This is a genomic window from Candidatus Manganitrophaceae bacterium (assembly GCA_016200325.1).
In the GTDB taxonomy this organism is placed as follows: Bacteria; Nitrospirota; Nitrospiria; order SBBL01; family Manganitrophaceae; genus Manganitrophus.
This window is the reverse complement of sequence record JACQEZ010000016.1, coordinates 283,947-301,376: the sequence shown is the minus strand read 5'-3', so window position 1 is coordinate 301,376 and position 17,430 is coordinate 283,947. Positions and strand designations below refer to the sequence as shown.

At 59.0% G+C, this 17,430-nt stretch carries 12 protein-coding genes; 4 read left to right on the top strand and 8 right to left on the bottom strand.

Annotated elements, in window-relative coordinates; translation table 11 throughout:
- Positions 1-328: 328 nt before the first annotated feature.
- The 3 genes from HY282_14315 (at position 329) to HY282_14305 (ending at position 5,645) form a co-directional block, all read left to right on the top strand.
- The gene (locus HY282_14315) at positions 329-1,321 is read left to right on the top strand and encodes a diguanylate cyclase (GenBank protein ID MBI3804926.1); all 993 of its coding nucleotides are present in this window, start codon (positions 329-331) and stop codon (positions 1,319-1,321) included.
- 330 nt (positions 1,322-1,651) lie between these two features.
- Positions 1,652-3,526, top strand: coding sequence for a malto-oligosyltrehalose trehalohydrolase (treZ, locus tag HY282_14310; protein MBI3804925.1), 1,875 nt, complete (start codon positions 1,652-1,654; stop codon positions 3,524-3,526).
- A gap of 67 nt (positions 3,527-3,593) precedes the next feature.
- The gene (locus HY282_14305; GenBank protein ID MBI3804924.1) at positions 3,594-5,645 is read left to right on the top strand and encodes a glycogen debranching enzyme family protein; all 2,052 of its coding nucleotides are present in this window, start codon (positions 3,594-3,596) and stop codon (positions 5,643-5,645) included.
- A gap of 45 nt (positions 5,646-5,690) precedes the next feature.
- Here the strand turns inward: HY282_14305 and glgX are convergent, their stop codons facing one another.
- Positions 5,691-7,820 (bottom strand): glycogen debranching protein GlgX, encoded by a 2,130-nt coding sequence (gene glgX / locus HY282_14300; GenBank protein ID MBI3804923.1) that lies wholly within the window; start codon positions 7,818-7,820, stop codon positions 5,691-5,693.
- 419 nt (positions 7,821-8,239) lie between these two features.
- Between glgX and HY282_14295 the strand changes: the two genes are divergently transcribed.
- Positions 8,240-8,827 (top strand): YihA family ribosome biogenesis GTP-binding protein, encoded by a 588-nt coding sequence (locus HY282_14295; GenBank protein ID MBI3804922.1) that lies wholly within the window; start codon positions 8,240-8,242, stop codon positions 8,825-8,827.
- A 283-nt stretch (positions 8,828-9,110) separates the two neighbouring features.
- Here HY282_14295 and HY282_14290 read toward each other — a convergent pair whose 3' ends face one another.
- The 7 genes from HY282_14290 to bamD all read right to left on the bottom strand — a co-directional run bounded on the left by HY282_14290 (position 9,111) and on the right by bamD (position 17,426).
- Positions 9,111-10,094 (bottom strand): peptidylprolyl isomerase, encoded by a 984-nt coding sequence (locus HY282_14290; protein ID MBI3804921.1) that lies wholly within the window; start codon positions 10,092-10,094, stop codon positions 9,111-9,113.
- Entirely contained in the window at positions 10,066-11,019 is a 954-nt protein-coding gene (locus HY282_14285; GenBank protein ID MBI3804920.1) for a SurA N-terminal domain-containing protein, read from the bottom strand. Before HY282_14285 ends, HY282_14290 begins: the two co-directional genes overlap by 29 nt.
- Positions 11,016-14,408 carry a transcription-repair coupling factor gene (mfd, locus tag HY282_14280; GenBank protein MBI3804919.1) on the bottom strand — a complete coding sequence of 1,131 codons (3,393 nt, stop codon included), beginning with the start codon at positions 14,406-14,408 and terminating at the stop codon, positions 11,016-11,018. Before mfd ends, HY282_14285 begins: the two co-directional genes overlap by 4 nt.
- 120 nt (positions 14,409-14,528) lie before the next feature.
- On the bottom strand, positions 14,529-15,017 hold the full coding sequence (gene rfaE2, locus HY282_14275; protein MBI3804918.1) for a D-glycero-beta-D-manno-heptose 1-phosphate adenylyltransferase: 489 nt from the start codon (positions 15,015-15,017) through the stop codon (positions 14,529-14,531).
- Positions 15,014-15,970, bottom strand: a complete 957-nt coding sequence (locus HY282_14270; protein MBI3804917.1) for a hypothetical protein — start codon at positions 15,968-15,970, stop codon at positions 15,014-15,016. The genes rfaE2 and HY282_14270 overlap by 4 nt, the downstream gene beginning before the upstream one ends.
- Positions 15,967-16,659 carry a bifunctional precorrin-2 dehydrogenase/sirohydrochlorin ferrochelatase gene (locus HY282_14265; protein MBI3804916.1) on the bottom strand — a complete coding sequence of 231 codons (693 nt, stop codon included), beginning with the start codon at positions 16,657-16,659 and terminating at the stop codon, positions 15,967-15,969. The genes HY282_14270 and HY282_14265 overlap by 4 nt, the downstream gene beginning before the upstream one ends.
- Before the next feature lie 35 nt (positions 16,660-16,694).
- Positions 16,695-17,426: an outer membrane protein assembly factor BamD gene (gene bamD, locus HY282_14260; protein MBI3804915.1), complete on the bottom strand. Its 732-nt coding sequence runs from the start codon at positions 17,424-17,426 to the stop codon at positions 16,695-16,697.
- Positions 17,427-17,430 lie beyond the last annotated feature (4 nt).

Genomic DNA, 17,430 nt, shown 5'->3' with positions numbered 1-17,430 from the left:
AAGCAGAAAGCGGCCCCCGCCGAAATTGAATTCATTCCGTTCATTCATTTCGGTAGACGCAGGGATCAAGCGAAAGAGTCTCCCCGGCGGAAACAAGGGGATGATCTGTTCAGTTTACTGAAGGCGGTCGCCGCTTACAAGCCCCAAGATCGACACGGTGACGGAGCGATCCTGGATGATGATCGTAAGCCCGGGGCGCGATGGAGCGCCCAGGGTATTCTGTCCAACTATTTACGGCGACGCTCCTGATGACACCCCAGACCTGGCCGGTTTCATTGACAACCTCTGCTTTTATGTTACCTTTTCAAAAACGAACGGGAGAATGACGATGCCGCGTGTCCTGATTGCCGACGACAGCGCTTTCGAAGTGGAGCAGATCAAAGCCCTTTTGGAGAAGATGGGTTTTGAAGTCTCGTGGGCTTATACCGGTGCGGAGACAATCCGGCAGGTCCGGCAGAACCCGCCCGATCTCATTCTGCTCGACCTGGTCCTCCCCGACATTACCGGGCATGATGTCTTTCGGCTGCTGCGTGCCAACCCGGGGACGGCGCGTATTCCGGTGATTGTGGTGACGGTCCGGGACAAAACGGACGATAAGGTCCTCAGCTTCGAGCAGGGGGTCAGCGACTATATCACCAAACCGTTTGATGCCCGGGAGCTGAAGGCTCGCATCGATGCCTGTCTTCGCATGAAGCAGCTTCAAAACGACCTGATCCAGAAGAATGAGGAGTATAAAGGACTGCTCAAGCATGTGCAGGAGCTTGCCATCACCGATCCGGTGACTCATCTTTTCAATCGGCGCTATTTCAAAGAGGTCTTGCAGCAGGAGTTCTCCCGCGCCCAGCGGTATGGGACCCTCTTCTCTTGTCTCATGATTGATATCGATCATTTCAAGCGGATCAACGATACGTTCGGGCATGATGCCGGGGACAAGGTGCTCAATGCCGTCTCCCACCTCCTCCAGACGCAGATTCGCGATGTCGATCTCCTTGCCCGTTACGGCGGCGATGAGTTCGCCATCCTCCTCCCTGAATCGCCGCGAGACAGTGCAAGACAGGTGGCAGAGCGCATCTGCCTGGCCGTGGCCGAGCAGATCCATCCGGCCCTTCCCCAAAGAGATTCGGTCACGGTAAGCATCGGCCTCGCCGGACTTCCCGATCCGGGAATCCAACAGGCCTCCCAGGTGATCTCCACCGCCGACTTTGCCCTCTATCGGGTAAAACGGGGGGGAAGGAATGGGGTCGATACCGCGACCTTTCATGAGATCGCCCTCTATTCCCCCGAAGAAAAGCGGGTCCATCCACACGCATCTCCTGATTGAATCTAAAGCCCCTTCCTCTTTCTTTTCTTTTTCCCCATCTTCTCGCCTATCTTCATCAGCGCGAAGCGCTCGTAGCGGTTTCTCCCAGTGCGAGTCTCCTTCCCTTGTAACGTTACAGTGCAAATCAATATAATGAATATACACTCGGTTTTTAGGTCTTTTTACGGCCAACCAACCCCGGGTTGAGTCTGCCGGCTTGGACGGTGCGCCTTGGACGATGCGCAAAGATCTCCGTTGCCTTTTGATCTGCATTATTGAAGGGCCGCGGCGCGATTGCCGGCTGCAGGAGCGTTTTCTCAGAGACGGTTTTTAAAAAGGGCGGAGTAAAAGATGGTTCAAGGAGGAATGAATTGGCGTTTAGGATTGGGCGCCGAAGTCCAAGCGGGGGGAGTTCACTTTCGCGTTTGGGCGCCTCAGCATCGACAGGTGGACGTTGTGATCGAGGAGAGCGGGTCGGCCTATCCGCTGGCGCCGGGGGGGGAAGGCTATTTTTCAGGAACGGTTTCTGAAATTCGCGCCGGAGCGCGCTACCGATACCGGCTCGACGGTGAGGGGGCCTATCCCGATCCCTGCTCACGATTTCAGCCGGAGGGGCCGCACGGCCCGTCGGTGGTCATCGATCCGGCGGCTTACCGATGGAGCGATGGCGACTGGCGCGGCGGACGCATGGCCGGCCAAGTGATTTATGAATTGCATGTCGGCACCTTTACCCCCGAGGGGACCTTGGATGCAGCGGCAGGCGAGTTGCCGGAGCTGAAACGAATCGGAATCACGATGATTGAACTGATGCCGGTGGCGGAATTTTCAGGGCGGTGGAACTGGGGCTACGACGGGGTCGATCTCTATGCCCCGACCCATGTCTACGGCGACGCCGAGGCGCTCAAGCGTTTTGTAGACGCCGCCCATCGGCAGGGGATCGCCGTGATCCTCGACGTCGTCTACAACCATTTGGGGCCCGACGGCTGTTATCTGAAAGAATTCAGCAAAGATTACTTTACCGATCGCTATTCCAACGAATGGGGAGAGGCAATCAATTTCGACGGACCGAATGCAAACGCCGTCCGGGAGTTCTTTATCCGGAACGCTTGTTACTGGATCGCCGAGTTTCACATGGACGGGCTTCGGCTCGATGCGACGCAGCAGATCTTCGACGCGAGCCCCAAGCATCTCTTGGCGGAGCTCTCGCAGCGCGCCCGAGAGGCGGCCGGCCGCCGGGAAATCGTTTTGATCGCGGAGAACGAGTGTCAGCAGGTCGTCAACTTGGCGCCGGTGGAGAAGGGGGGATATGGTCTCGACGCCTTGTGGAGCGATGATTTTCACCACGCCGCCCGGGTGGCGCTGACCGGCCGTCATGAGGCCTATTACAGCGACTATCGCGGCGAGGCGCAGGAGTTTATCTCCGCTTTGAAGCGGGGATTTCTCTCCCAGGGCCAGATCTATCAGTGGCAAAAGAAGCCGCGCGGATCGCGGGTGACCGCCGAGCCGGCGAGCGCCTTCGTTTTCTACATTCAGAACCATGATCAGGTGGCCAATCACCTCTGCGGCGATCGGCTGCAGGCGATGGTCGGTCCGGCGCGGATTCGGGCGATGACCGCGCTCCTGCTGTTGGCGCCCGAGACCCCGATGCTCTTTATGGGGCAGGAGTTCGGCGCATCGACCCCTTTTCTCTTTTTCGCCGACCACAATAAGACCCTCGCCCCTCTGGTTCATCAGGGCCGAAAGGCGTTCCTCTCCCAGTTCCCGAGCTATGCCACGGCGGCGGTGCAGGAGCGGATTCCCGATCCGAGCGCGGAGGAGGCCTTCCGGCGCTCGAAGCTCGATTTCTCAGAGCGAAAAAAAAACGAGGAGATCTATCTCCTTCATCAGGACCTGCTCCGGTTGCGCCGGGAAGATCCTGTTCTCTTCCTCCAATCCCGCAGCGCGATCGATGGGGCGGTCCTCGGGCCGCAGGCGTTCGTCATCCGCTTCTTCGGAGCCGAGGGAGACGATCGGCTGCTCGTCATAAACCTGGGATCGGATCTTGATTTACGTCCCGCGCAAGAGCCGCTGCTGGCGCCGGTGACACCGCATCCTTCCGGCGGCTGGCAGGTGGTCTGGTCGAGCGATGACCCTTCTTATTGCGGACCGGGCGCGGTCAATCCCTGTACTGCAGCGGGGTGGCGTCTTCCCGGTAAATCGGCGGTCTTCTTCTCTCCAATGACGTAGGGATCGGGGGGATGAGCGCCCCTTCTCTTTTTAGATATTTCTATTTTGTTCATAGTGAGGTGCGCCGATGAGTGAGCCGGTCTTTACCTTCAGTTGGAACCGAGAAGAGGGGATTGAATTTCTTCGCGGGCGGGAATGGCTCGTGACGAATGGCCTCGGCGGCTATGCCTCCGGGACCCTCCTTGGAATTCCGACGCGCCGCTATCACGGCTATTTTATTCCCAATATTCCGACCCAGGGGCGGACAGTCCTCCTCCCCCTTCTCGATGAAGAGGTTCTCCTTTCCGATCGCACGATCCGGTTGTCCGGGGCGGAGCGGGAAGATGAAACGCTGGAAGGGGAGGGCTACTCTTTTCTAAAAGAGTTTCGGCAGGAACAAATGGTTCCAACTTGGCGGTTCGAGATCGGCGGCGGTATTTTGGAGAAGCGGATTACCATGCCGTATCTTCAGAATACGGTCTACGTCGTCTATCAGTGGGAGGGACCCGGCCCGCTTCGGATGCAGATCCGTCCTTATATCGGATTCCGCGGCCACGACAAGCCGCTGCAAATCGAGCCGCGCGCGTCGCTCCCGGTGAAATTTTTTGAAGGATGTTGCGAAATCCGACTGCCGGACGAGGCCCCCTTGCTCAAGCTTTGCCTCTGTCCTGCGGGGCGTGAGTTCAATTTTGACGAAAAGGCAAGTGGAACGCTTTTCTACCGCGTTGAGCGGGACCGTGGGCATGAAGCGCTCGCTCAATTCTACAGCCCCGGCTTTTTTCCGCTGGAGTTGAGCCCGGGCGAGCCGGTCGCCCTCGTCGCCAGCACCGAGGGATGGGATCTGCTCGATATTCCTCCCGCGGCGCTCTTCGAAGCCGAGCGACAGCGTTTTGAGAAACTTTTAAATCTCGCCCCGCCCGCCGCCCGACACGGTTTTGCCGCGCAGCTCGTCCTGGCGGCCGATCAGTTTATCGTCCTCCCCGGCAGCCGGCTGGATGAGCATGCGCTGGCGCGCGCCTCCGGGGACATGGCCCGGACGGTGATCGCCGGTTATCACTGGTTCACCGACTGGGGGCGCGATACGATGATCAGCCTGGAGGGGCTGACCCTCTGCACCGGGCGTCACCGGGAGGCGGGGGCGATCCTCCGGACCTTCTCACACTATTTGCAAGAGGGGCTGCTTCCCAACCTCTTTCCGGAGGGGCAGCGGACCGCGCTCTACCACACGGTCGATGCGACCTTCTGGTACTTTCACGCGATCGATCGCTACCTGCAGGTGACCGGCGATAAAGAGACGTTACGAACCCTCTTCCCCGGACTGAAATCGGTGATCGAACATCACCTCAAGGGGACGCATTTCGGAATCGGTGTCGATCCGAGCGACGGTCTAATCCGGGAGGGAACGCCCGACCTGCCGCTCACCTGGATGGATGCGAAGGTGGGAGACTGGATCGTGACCCCCCGTCGCGGCAAGCCGGTCGAAATCCAGGCCCTCTGGTATAACACGCTCCGGCTGATGGCGACCTGGGCGGAGGAAATGGGGGAGTCCGGGGAACCGTATACCGCGCTGGCCGATCGGGCATCTCAATCGTTCAACGTCCGCTTCTGGTATGACGCAGGGGGATATCTCTACGACCTGATCGATGGCGAGGGGGGGGATGATCCGAGCCTGCGGCCGAATCAGATCTTTGCCATTTCGCTTCGTTTCCCGATCCTCAATGAAACCCGCTGGAAGCCGGTGATCGATCTGGTTGCGGAAAAGCTCTTGACCCCGTTCGGCCTGCGAAGCCTCGATCCGGGCCACAAAGATTACCAGGCGCGCTATTTCGGAGACCTGCGCGCGCGCGATGCTTCTTATCACCAGGGGACGGTCTGGGCCTGGCTGATCGGCCCCTTCTTCGACGCCTGGAGAAAGGTCCATGGCAACGGGCCGCAGGCGCGGGCGCTCTTGAAAGGGTTTGAGGCGCATCTTTCGGAGAGCGGGGTGGGGACGATCAGCGAGATCTTCGATGCGGCCCCGCCGCATACCGGACAGGGCTGCATCGCGCAGGCCTGGAGCGTTGCGGAGGTCTTGCGCGCCTGGCTGGAGAGCGAGGAGAAAGGTCAGAATTCAGAAGCCGGGCGTCAGAAGTCGGGATAAGAACAGGTCCCTATTTCTTCTGACTTCTGGCGCCGACTTTCTTACTTACCCCTCGACCCGTTTGAATAAAATGAGCGCCCGGCCGGGCAGGGAGAAGACCTCCCCGCTTTTGAACCGTTCCGCTTTCCGGTCGGGGGTCGTGGTGTCGAGCATGACCTCTCGGAGGACCGGCTGCGGCTCTTTGGGAAGGATGAATTGAATCGGCTCATGGTGGGCGTTCATCAGGATGAGGAAGCTGTCGTCATGGATCGGGTTTCCCTCCTCATCCGGTTCATCCATCTTTTCGCCGACCAGGCGGAGTCCCACCACCTTGACGAAGGCGCTGTTCCACTCGTTGTCGGTCATCTCCTCGCCGTCGGGCCGGAACCAGGCGATGTCTTTGACCCCGGTGCCGCGGATCTTTCTTCCCGAGAAATATTTCCGCCGTCGGAAGATCCGATGCTCTCGGCGGATTTGGATCAGCTTCTTGGTAAATTCCAACAGCTCCTTGTCCCGTTTTCCCCACTCCCAATGATGCCAGGCGATCGGGCTGTCTTGGCAGTAGGTATTGTTGTTCCCCTGCTGCGTCCGGCCGACCTCATCCCCGCCGAGGAGCATCGGCACCCCTTGCGAGAGAAAGAGGGTCGCCAGGAAATTCCGCTTCTGCTGTTCCCGAAGCGCGATGATTTCGGGATTGTCGGTCGGTCCTTCCGCCCCGCAGTTCCAGCTGTAGTTCTCATTCACCCCATCCCGGTTTTCCTCGCCGTTCGCGATGTTGTGTTTCTCGTTGTAGCTGACGAGGTCGTTGAGGGTAAAACCGTCGTGCGCCGTGATAAAGTTGATGCTCGCATACGGCCGCCGGCCGTTGTGCTGATAGAGGTCGCTGGAGCCGGTGAGCCGCCAGCCCATCTCCGAGATCAAGCTGTCATCCCCCTTCCAATAGCGGCGGACGGTGTCGCGGTATTTCCCGTTCCACTCGGTCCAGAGAACCGGGAAGTTGCCGACCTGGTAGCCGCCGTTGCCGACATCCCACGGTTCGGCGATCAGCTTTACCTGAGAGAGAACCGGGTCTTGATGGATGATGTCGAAGAAGGCGGCGAGCCGATCGACATCGTGAAGCTCCCGCGCGAGGGTGCTGGCGAGGTCGAATCGAAACCCGTCGACATGCATCTCATTGACGAAGTAGCGAAGCGAGTCCATGATCAGCTGCAGGGTCCGGGGGTGGTTCATGTTCAGGCTGTTGCCGCAGCCGGTATAATCCATGTAGTAGCGTGGCTGGCCGGGAACGGTTTTGTAGTAGGCGAGGTTGTCGATGCCGCGAAAGGAGAGGGTCGGCCCGAGATGATTCCCTTCGGCGGTGTGGTTGTAGACGACATCCAAGATCACCTCGATCCCGGCGGCATGGAGCGCCTTGACCATCTGCTTGAACTCCTGAACCTGGCTTCCCCGTTCGTTGGAAGCGGCATAACGGAAGTCGGGGGCGAAGAAGCCGATCGAGTTATAGCCCCAGTAGTTCACCAGCCCCTTCTCGGTCAGGTACATGTCGTCGACATGATGGTGAATCGGAAGGAGCTCGACCGCCGTGACCCCCAACTCTTTCAGGTAACGGATCGACGGCTCGGAAGCAAGCCCCGCATAGGTGCCGCGGATTTTCTCGTCGATCTCAGGGTGAAGCATGGTGAAGCCCTTCACATGGACCTCATAAATAATCGTCTTGTGCCAGGGGGTCCGCAGCAGGCGGTCGTCTCCCCAATCAAACGTCGCATCGATCACGACACTCTTCGGAACGCTGTCGGCATTGTCCCAGTCGTCCATTTTTAGGTCGGCATCGGGATTTCCCAGCGGGTAGGCAAAGAGCCGCTCGCTCCATTGAATGTTTCCGGAGATCGCCTTGGCATAGGGATCGAGGAGAACCTTCGTGGCATTAAACCGCTGCCCCTCCTCAGGCTTGTACGGACCATGGACCCGGAATCCGTAAAGCTGCCCCGGCCCGATCCCGGGAAGATAGCCGTGCCAGACCTGATCGGTCTGCTCGCGGAGGCGGATGGTTGCGGAGGCATCTTTGTCATAGACATCGTTATAAAGGCAGAGCTCAACACCGGTGGCATTTTCGGAAAAGAGGGCGAAGTTGGTCCCGTCGCCGTCCCAGGTGGCTCCCAGCGGATACGAGCGGCCCGGCCAGAGTTTTTTCTTCATGGTCAAAGCTCCTAACATTAAGAGAAAATGAGTGACGTTGAAAAGGAAAGCGCCTCGGACGTCAGAGGCCGCTCTTCTTGAGTGAACTTAATAGGGGACCGGAATCGATTTTTACACCGGGTTCCCTTTGTTGAAAGCGGAAGAGTACGCAAGGACACCCCAGGCTGTGGAAGCCCGACCTGATTCGGTTTTAATTCTGTGACTCCGCTGGTGCGGTGGATGGGGCCTGTTCTTCAGAAGGGAGTGGGCTCGAAGGTGGCCTTTTCAGAGCGGCCGGATGGCCGCCGAGATCTCTTCCGTGACACCTGGCACCTGGACCGCATGGATACTTGCATTTATTATAGCGATTTCGTTCAACCGGATGCAAACAGCGCATGGGTACTTGCTTTTTCGCCGCTTTTCGTGCAGCATCAGCTCCGATGAAGCTGACGTCGGTCGAATATGTCAAAGGGGCGCCCCGGATCGAAGAGTGCCCCAAGGTGCTGCTGCCGGAGGTGGCGTTTGTCGGGCGCTCCAACGTCGGGAAGTCGTCGCTGATCAATCTCCTTCTACAACAGAGAATGGCGCATGTCTCCGGCACGCCGGGGAAGACGCAGCTGATCCACTTCTATCTGATCAATCGCATCTTTCACTTTGTCGATCTCCCCGGCTATGGCTACGCCCGGGCGCCGCGCTCGGTAAAAGAGCAGTGGGGGCCGATGGTGGAAGATTACCTCTTTCAGCGCGAGCAGCTCCGCGGGATCGTTTTTCTCATCGACCTTCGACATCCCGATGCCGAGCTCGACCATAAAATGAAAGAGTGGCTCGACCATTTCCAGCGGGAGACCCTCTACGTCGCCACCAAGGCCGACAAAATCAACCGAGGACAGCGGAAGACCCAGATCGATGCGGTCAAAGTGTCGTATGGCATTTCCGATCTGATTGTCACCTCCGTGGAGACCCGAGAGGGGCGGGACGATCTTTGGCGGGAGATCGAGCGGATGGCGCTCGGAGGAAAGCGGGGTTGATCCTGAAGAGCGCAAGCCTTCTTCCCTGTCCTGAAAATCTTTTCTATACCTTTCGCTCTAAGTTCTGTCGACAGTTCGAAACAGCGGATAGGGCTCCGGCCTTGTGACCTCTTCACAGGGTGAACGGTGGATGGGCGCCTTCCGCGCAGGGCCTTCTGGGCAGAAGGCCTTCGGTCAAAGCGCGACGAGGCCTTTGGCATCGAAGTCTTTGGATGATGGAGAGTCCAGCATCTCATTCAGGGAAGGTTGTACGGAGCGGCCGATGGGGCCTTGATCAGGCGACCTACTTTACCTCGACGAACGAGTGCCCCCAGATGTCATTCATCCATTTTTGACGGAGGGCGTTTCGTTTTTCGTTGTGGAGTTTTTCTTCGATCTCTTTTTTGACCTTCTCGAACGGCTGCTTCCGAAGTTCGGGGGGGACTTGCACTTTGAAGAGATGAAAGCCGAGCGAGGTCTGGATGACCGGACTGACCTCGCCATCTTTGAGGGAGAAGATCACCCGATCGATCTCGGGGGCGAGGTCTCCCTTTTTGAAGAATCCGAGGTCGCCGCCGTTGCGCCGCTCGGCGCCCTCGCTGTACTGTTCAACCAACCGCTCGAAGTCGGTTCCCGATTTGAGCTCGGTCAGAACCTCCGTTGCCTTCTGATGTTTCCGCTCGACCGCATCGGCTGACGCCTCCGACGGGACCCGCAGGAGGATCTGCTTCACCCGAATCTGCTCCGGAAGTTGGAATTGCTCGGGGTGGCTGTCATAATACGCTTTGATTTCCTCTTCCGTCATCAGGAGGTTCGAGTCGACCTCGCGGTTCATCAGCTTCAGCGAGGTCAGCTGATTTCGCAGGTCGTCCATATATTTATCCCAGGGAATTCCTTCCTGCGAGACCGCCTGCTTCAGCGCATCGCGATTTTGAAAACGGTTTCGCTCTTCGATATCTTTCAGTGCCAGATCGAGCTCGGAATCGGTGACGCGGATTCCCTTTTTCTTCGCTTCCTGCAACAGCAGCTTCTGCTCGATCATCTGGTTGAGCAGGTCGTGCTCGACCTCTTTTTTCTCCGTCTCCGCGCCGCCGACGCGCAGCCCCTGCTTCTTTAGCGCCTGCGCCGCCTCATCCAGGTCGCTTTGTGTGATCGCCTCGCGGTTGACCACCGCCACCACCCGGTCGATGAGCACCGCCGAAGCGGCCTCTACGGAGGTAGAGAGGAGCATTCCCGTCAGGATCGGCAAGAGAAGGCGATTAAGAAAATTTGTGAAGCAGCTCTTCATTGATCTTGACCTCCGTTTTGCGGCGGATATTGTCGAACCAGCGGGAGAAGAGGACTTCCCGCTTCTCTTCCAAGAGGGTCTGATAGATCCGCTCTTTCACATCGTCGAAAGGAAGGGTCCGGGCCGGCTGACGGTCTTCCACCTTCACGATGTGATAGCCGAAGGGGGATTTGATGATGTCACTGACAAATCCGACCTCCGCCTTGAAGAGCGGCTCGAATTCGACCGGCAACTCGGCCGCCGTCCGATAGCCCAAATCCCCCCCCTCTCCGAATTCGGAGGAGGCATGGGTCCGGGCGGTCTCGTTGAAGTCCGCTCCTGCAGCGAGGGTGCCGTGGAGCGTCTTCGCCTCGTCCTCCGTCGGGACGAGAACCTGCCGCAGCTTGACCTGCTCCGGCAGATGCCACTCTTCCAGATGGCCGTTATAATACTGCATCAGCTCGTCGTCTGGTAGCGAAATCTGATCGCCGACGAGCTGATTCAGCAATTTTTCGATCAGGAGCGTCTCGCGAGCCGTGTTCTCCCACGCTTCTTTCGTCAGCCGCCGTTCGGCGAGAAAGCGGAGAAACGCCTCCTCGTCCATGTTGTCGCGGATCTCGGCCAGCCGCTCCTGCATCTCTCCTTCCTTCAGATCGATCTTCAGCCGTTTCGCTTCTTGCAGGAGCATCTTCCGCTCGATCAGCTGCTCCAGCAGGCGCCGCTTCAACGCCTCTTTTTCTTGCTCGGTCGCCTCCAGCCCTTGCGTCCCTTTTTCATTCGATTCGGAGAGCTCCATCTGGAGCTCTTGAAAGGTGATCGGCTCGTCGTTGACCAGCGCCACCGTCGCCAGCATCGGAGAGGGTTTCTGCTGCCAGCAGCCAGTGAGAAGCAGAAAGAGAAAAACGGGGGGGAGGAGCGGTCCCAGGCACGACGCCGGTCGCTTCATTTTTTCCCTTTCTGCAGGGTCGAGAGACAATGGGCGACATCGAGAAAGAGATCTTCCCAGGCGCGGTTCTTGATCTGAATCTCAAAAGAGTAGTGGGAGGTAAAGTGAATCCGGTTGCGGAGGGTCTCCATCAGCCGGAGCAGGTCATTTTCGGTGATTTGGGCCGATTCATCGAAGACGAACGAGAGGACCCGCTCTTTCTCTTCGATCTTCACGATCCGGAGCGCTTTCGCCATCGTCTTCAGTTGGATGATCTGGAGGAGATGGACCACCGGCTCCGGAAGCGGGCCGTAGCGGTCTTCCAGCTCGCCTCGGATCGCATCGATCTCCTCCACCTCCTCGCAGCTGGAAAGACGTTTGTAGATCGAGAGCCGCTGATAGGTGTCGGGGATATATATGTCCGGTATAAAAGCGGAGAGCTGGAATTGCAGCGCCGGCTCGATCTCCTTCTCGACCGCGACCCCTTTGATCCGCTGCACGGCGTCTTCAATCATTTTTAAATAAAGCTCGAAGCCGACCGCCGCGATCTGTCCCGATTGTTCCTGACCCAACAGGTTCCCCGCGCCGCGGATCTCCAGGTCGCGCGCGGCGATCCGGAAGCCCGAGCCGAGCTCGGTGAACTCCTGAATCGCCTGCAGCCGCTGCCGCGCCTCCTCGGTGAGCATCCGTCCCTCGCGCACCAGCAGATAGGCATAGGCCTGCTCGTCGGAGCGGCCGACCCGCCCGCGAAGCTGGTAGAGCTCGGCCAGTCCGAATCGGTCGGCGTCGTTGATGATCATGGTATTGGCCGAGGGGATATCGATCCCCGATTCGATGATCGTCGTCGTCAACAGGAGATTGTATTCCTTCGCCTGAAATTTGAGCATCACCTCTTCCAACAGCGGCTCCCGCATCTGGCCGTGGGCGACGGCGATCTTCGCCTCCGGTACCAGGTCGGCCAGGAAGCGACCGATCTGCTCGATGTTATGGACCCGATTGTGGACAAAGAAGACCTGTCCTCCCCGGACCAGCTCCCGGAAGATCGCCTCGCGGATGATCGTCGGATCGAACGGGGCGAGGATCGTCCGAATCGCCAGGCGATCGGCCGGCGGGGTCTCGATGACGGAGAGATTGCGGACCTGCGCCAGCGCCATCTGCAGGGTGCGGGGGATCGGTGTGGCGGTCAGGGTGAGGACGTCGACCTGTTTTCGAAGCTGCTTGAGCCGCTCCTTGGCCCGGACGCCGAAGCGGTGCTCCTCGTCGATGATGACCAATCCGAGGTCCCGGAAGTGAATGTCTTTCTGAAGTAGCCGATGGGTGCCGATCAAGATATCGACCCCTCCCTTTTGAAGCTCGGCGACCACTTCCTTTTGCTCTTTTCGGGAGCGGAAGCGGCTTAAGACCTCCACCCGGACCGGAAAGGAGGCAAAGCGGTTGGCGAAGTTTTGATAGTGCTGCTGCGCGAGCAGGGTGGTCGGCACCAGCATGGCGACCTGCTTGTTCTCCATCACCGCTTGGAAAGCGGCCCGCATCGCGACCTCCGTCTTGCCGTAACCGACATCGCCGCAGACGAGCCGGTCCATCGGCTTGGGCTGCTCCATGTCGGAGAGGACCTCTTCGATCGCTCGGAGCTGATCGGGGGTCTCCTCGTATTCGAACGCCGCCGCGAACTCCTCCGAAAGGGAGGGGGGCGGGGCGAACGGGTGTCCTTTGACGACCTCCCGCTCGGCATAAAGCTGCAAGAGCTCTTCGGCAATCTGCTGAACTTCTTTCTGAACGCGAGATTTGGTCTTCGCCCACTGTGTCCCTCCGAGCCGGTCGAGCCGCGGCGGGTTTCCCTCCGGTCCGATGTAGCGCTGGACGAGGTGCAGCGAGTTGAGCGGGACGTAAACTTTATCCTTGGCCGCATATTCCAGAACGAGAAAATCGGAATCGTACGCCGGCGCCCGCTCCTGCTGCCGGATCGAGAGGCGCTTCAAGCCGACATACCGGCCGATCCCATGGTCGAGATGAACGATATAATCGTTCGGCTTCAAATCCTCGAACGAGGAGAGAAGCCCGGCGCCCGACGCCTTGTGCTTAGTGCGGCGGGAGGAGGTGCGCCGTGTCGGCGCGGCGCCAGCCCGTCCCATCAGCGCCTCTTCGGTTAAAAACGCAATTTTGATCTCCGGAATCGAGAAGCCTTCCGAGACGGCGCCGATAGTGAGATAGATCGGCAGCGGAAAGGTCGCCGCCGCGCCTTGGCCCGGATCCCAGAGCCCCCAGGGAAGGTCGTGGTCGGAGAAGAGGTGCTTGAACCGGGCGAGCTGGGTTTCATTCCGAACCGCCACGACGACGAGGTGGTCTCGGCGGAGAATATCGAGCGTCTGCATCACTTCGGAGAAAGGCTGCCCGGGGCGTCCCAATCCAAGCGAAGGGATCGACCGGACATCGAACGAAAAGCGCCGGGCGTTGCGCTCCTGCCGCAGGGAGAGCGACTCGAGATCGAGTCGGGTCCGCCCCGGGTCGGCCTCCAACAAGAAATCAAGCGGAAGATAGAGCTCGTCGGTCTTGGGGTATTTGGGATTTCGGCGGGCGGCAAAGAGCGCCCCCTCTTCAACCTCTTCCAGAAAACGCTTTCCTTTCTGCAAGACCTCGTCGGGCTCATCCAGCACCAGGAGCGCGCCGGCGGGGAAGTAGTCGATTAATGGGATCCGGTAGAAGTTCGGGTCGAAGAGATTTTCCCGCCCGAGGATCACCTGAACCGAATCGATCGGTGAGATCGATTTCTGCGTCTCCGGATCGAACGTTCGGATCGATTCGATCTCATCGCCGAAGAATTCAATCCGGACCGGCTGGGGCGCGCCCGGCGTCGAGAGATCGACGATCCCGCCGCGAAAGGCGAGCTCACCCGGCTGCGTCACACTGGTAACGACTTCATAGCCCCCTTGATAGAGCCGCTCGATCAGGGTCTCTTTCGAGAGGGTCTCTCCTGTTCGGAGGGTGAAGGTTCTTTCTTGAATGACCGATTTGGAGACGACCTTCTGTAAGAACGCTTCAACGGAGGTAATGACCGACGCGGTCGGGTTCTCCGTCAGTCGGTGGAGTGTCGCCAGGCGCTGCGCAATCCAGTCGGGCCGGGGCGTCGACGGCTCGTACGGCAAGATATCCCACGGGGGAAAGAAGAGGATCTCCGATGGAGGATGGGCGGCGGCGTCGAGATCGAGAAAGAATCGAAGCTCGCGATGGAACCGCTCCGCCTGTGCATGGGAAGGGGCGACCAAACAGAACGATCTCCCTTCGCGGACAACGCGGGAGAGAAAGAACGCTTCGGACGACCCCCACAGGCCGCTCGTCTTAATTTTAGTGGTTCCCTCTCCGATCGCTTCCAACACGGGCGAGAAGAGGGGAGATTGAAGTTGGTGAATCATAAATTAAATGCGGAATTTGAAATGCGGCGCGCGGTGTAATCGGAATAAAGGTTTCCGCCCCGCGCCTTTAACCCTTTCTGCGGTGCATGCTTCCATACTATAACACAGTTCATTCTGAAGTCATCCCCGGCCGGCTCGGCTGAGGATGCGCTCGATGAGGTTCGTGGTGGAGGCGCCGGCGACCGTCTTGATCCGGATCACTTTGCCGCCCTGCCGTTCCACCGTCTCCCGTCCGACGATCTCATTGAGGCTCCAATCGCCCCCCTTGACCAAGATGTCCGGGATCAGGGTGTCGATGACCCGGCCGGGGGTGTTGTCGCTAAAGAGGATGAGATAGTCGATGCAAGCGAGCGCGGAGAGGACCTCGAGCCGCTCTCGATGGGGGACGATCGGGCGGGTCGGACCTTTCAAACGGCGAACCGAGGCGTCTGAGTTGACGGCAACGATGAGGCAGTCGCCCAACGCCCGGGCCATGGACAGATACCGGACATGTCCGACGTGGAGAAGATCGAAGCAGCCGTTCGTGAAGACGATCTTCTTTCCTTGCTTCTGGAGCGCGCGGATCTTTTTTTGAAGGGTGGCGAGGCTGATCTCTTTTGCCAATTTCACTTTTTGTCCCCCTCCAGTTCGGCCAGGAGGCCGGCGATCAGCAGCGGGAGCATGATCTCATGATGCCCGGTGAGCGCGTAGCCTCTGCCATGTTTCTGCGTCGGCCGCTTCACGACGTTCGTGATCGGCCGATAGTGTTGGATGAAGTCCATGTTCACCACGGTAAAATTTTGGACCGTCCGACCGAGGTTCCGGGCGATCGACAATGATTTTAAGAAAATTTCCGGGAGGAGCACCGCCGAGCCGATGTTAAAGTAGATTCCCCCTTCCAGATCGGCGACCCCTTCGGTATAGCGGCGGAAGTCGAGATACGATCCCTTCCCAATCGCCGCGCCGTCGGCCGAGGGGTGCATATGGATGATGTCGGTTCCGATCGCCACGTGGACGGTGGCCGGAATGCCGAGGCGGGCCGCGGCCGCCAAGAGGCTGTTCTCGGTGTAGGGGAATCCGCCGGCGAGGATCATCTTCCCGACCGCTTCCCCGATGCCGATCCCCTTGGCCGCTCCCTTCGTGATCGCCTGGTTGAGATAACTCGCCGTCTCCTCCGCCATCCCAAAGGTGCCGTCTTCCAACTCCGGGGCGACATCCTCGGAGGTCTGTCCGATAAAGGCGAGCTCAAAGTCATGGATGATTCCGGCGCCGTTGAGGGCGAGGCCGGTGAGGATCCCCCGCTCCATCAGATCGATGATCAACGGGTTGAGCCCGACCTTGATGACATGCGCCCCCATCGCAAAGAGGACCTGTTTCTCGTTCCGATGGGCCTCGGCCGTTGCGGTGAGGACGGCACGAAGGTCTTTGGCGGCGAGAATTTGAGGGAGCGAGTTCAGAAAAGCCTTGACCCCAGCACCCGGTGAGAGCGGCGCGGCGAATTCCTCTTTCCGGACCTTGCTCGGCCGCTGTTTGACGGAGTAGGTCCGGAGCTGATCCCAGGGGAGCTCCGTTTTTTTCTTCATCCGATTCCTTTCTGCTTCGATTCGGGACGCAAGGACCATTCGGCCCGTTGCAGGCCGCTGAGTTGAACGATCAGCTCTTCCGCTTGATCGATCTCTCCCTGCGCATAGAGGGCGGGGAGGCTCGATTCGGCCAGGCGGGTTAAGATTTTTTTCCTCCGCTCGACCGGTATTTTCTTCTCGACCAAGATCCGCTTCACCCGGGCGAGAAGCTCGGTAAGGAGGGAGACCGTCGGCGGTAGCGCCTCTTTTAATTGATTTCGAATCACTTTGGCGAGGGCCGGGCTCTTCCCCTGTGTCGAGACCGCCACTATGATACCGCCCTTGGAGAACGACGCCGGTACAATAAAGCCGCCCGTGTCGGCGCCCGCCTCGCTTAGATCGGCCCGGTTGAGGAGCACCCCTCTTCGTTTCGCCTCCCGGAAGACCGCCTCGTTGACCGCCGCATCGTCGGTGGCGACAAAGGCGAGCCGCGCCCCTTTTAAATCGCCCCGACGGTAAGGTCGGGCGTGAATTTCGACTGACCCCTCGGTTTTCCACCGGGTGAGACGGGGGGTCAAGCGGGGACTGATCACCTTCACACACGCGCCTGCTTTCAGGAGGGCGGCGCTCTTTCGTTCTGCGACCGGACCGCCCCCGATTACCACCACGAGCTGTTGTTCTAAATTGAGAAAGAGAGGATAGTATCGCATTGACTCGGCATAGATTGGATGGAGGCTCCTTCGGATCAGGGGTTCCCTGAGACGGGAGAAGGGCGGATCGATGCGTCCAGTTCGGAGAGCATCTGTTTTGCGCCCCTCGCGAAGGAGCTCTCCGGATATTCTTGCAGCAGCCGCTGGAGGGTCTCTTTTGCTTCTTCGCGCTGTTCCGAATAATAAAGTGAGAGTCCTTTGTAATAGAGGCTTTTTTCAATCAGAGACCGATTTTCCCCCTTTGTGATGATCTTCTGGAAACGGGCGATCGCCGCCGGGTAGGCGCTGTTTTTGTAATAAAAATAGCCGACATAAAAATCATGCTGTGCCAGCCGACGGGTGAGGTCATGGAGTTTGTCTCCCGCCTCTTGGGTGTAGAGGCTTTGCGGGTAATCTTTGACCACCTTCTGGAAAGCCGTGATCGCCTTCTCGACCGGGCCCGGATCGCGATCGATCGTGTTGAGCTGGTGGTAATAGCTCATGCCGAGTCGATATTGCGCAAACGCCGCCATCCGATGGAACGGGTGGAGTTCCAGGAACCGCTGATATTCCTCCGCGGCGGCGGCATAATCTTCTTTGACAAAATGGGCTTCGCCCCGCTTCAGGAGGGTGAGGGCGTCGTAGATTTTGCCGGCTTCTTGATCGGAGGTGTCGGCGATCTTCTCATCGATTCCGAGCAGCGACAGGAGGTCTGATTTCTCCCCCGATCGGCTGCAGCCGACCAGGAAAAGGGCAAGTAAAACGACGGCGGCGCGACGGATCATCATCCCT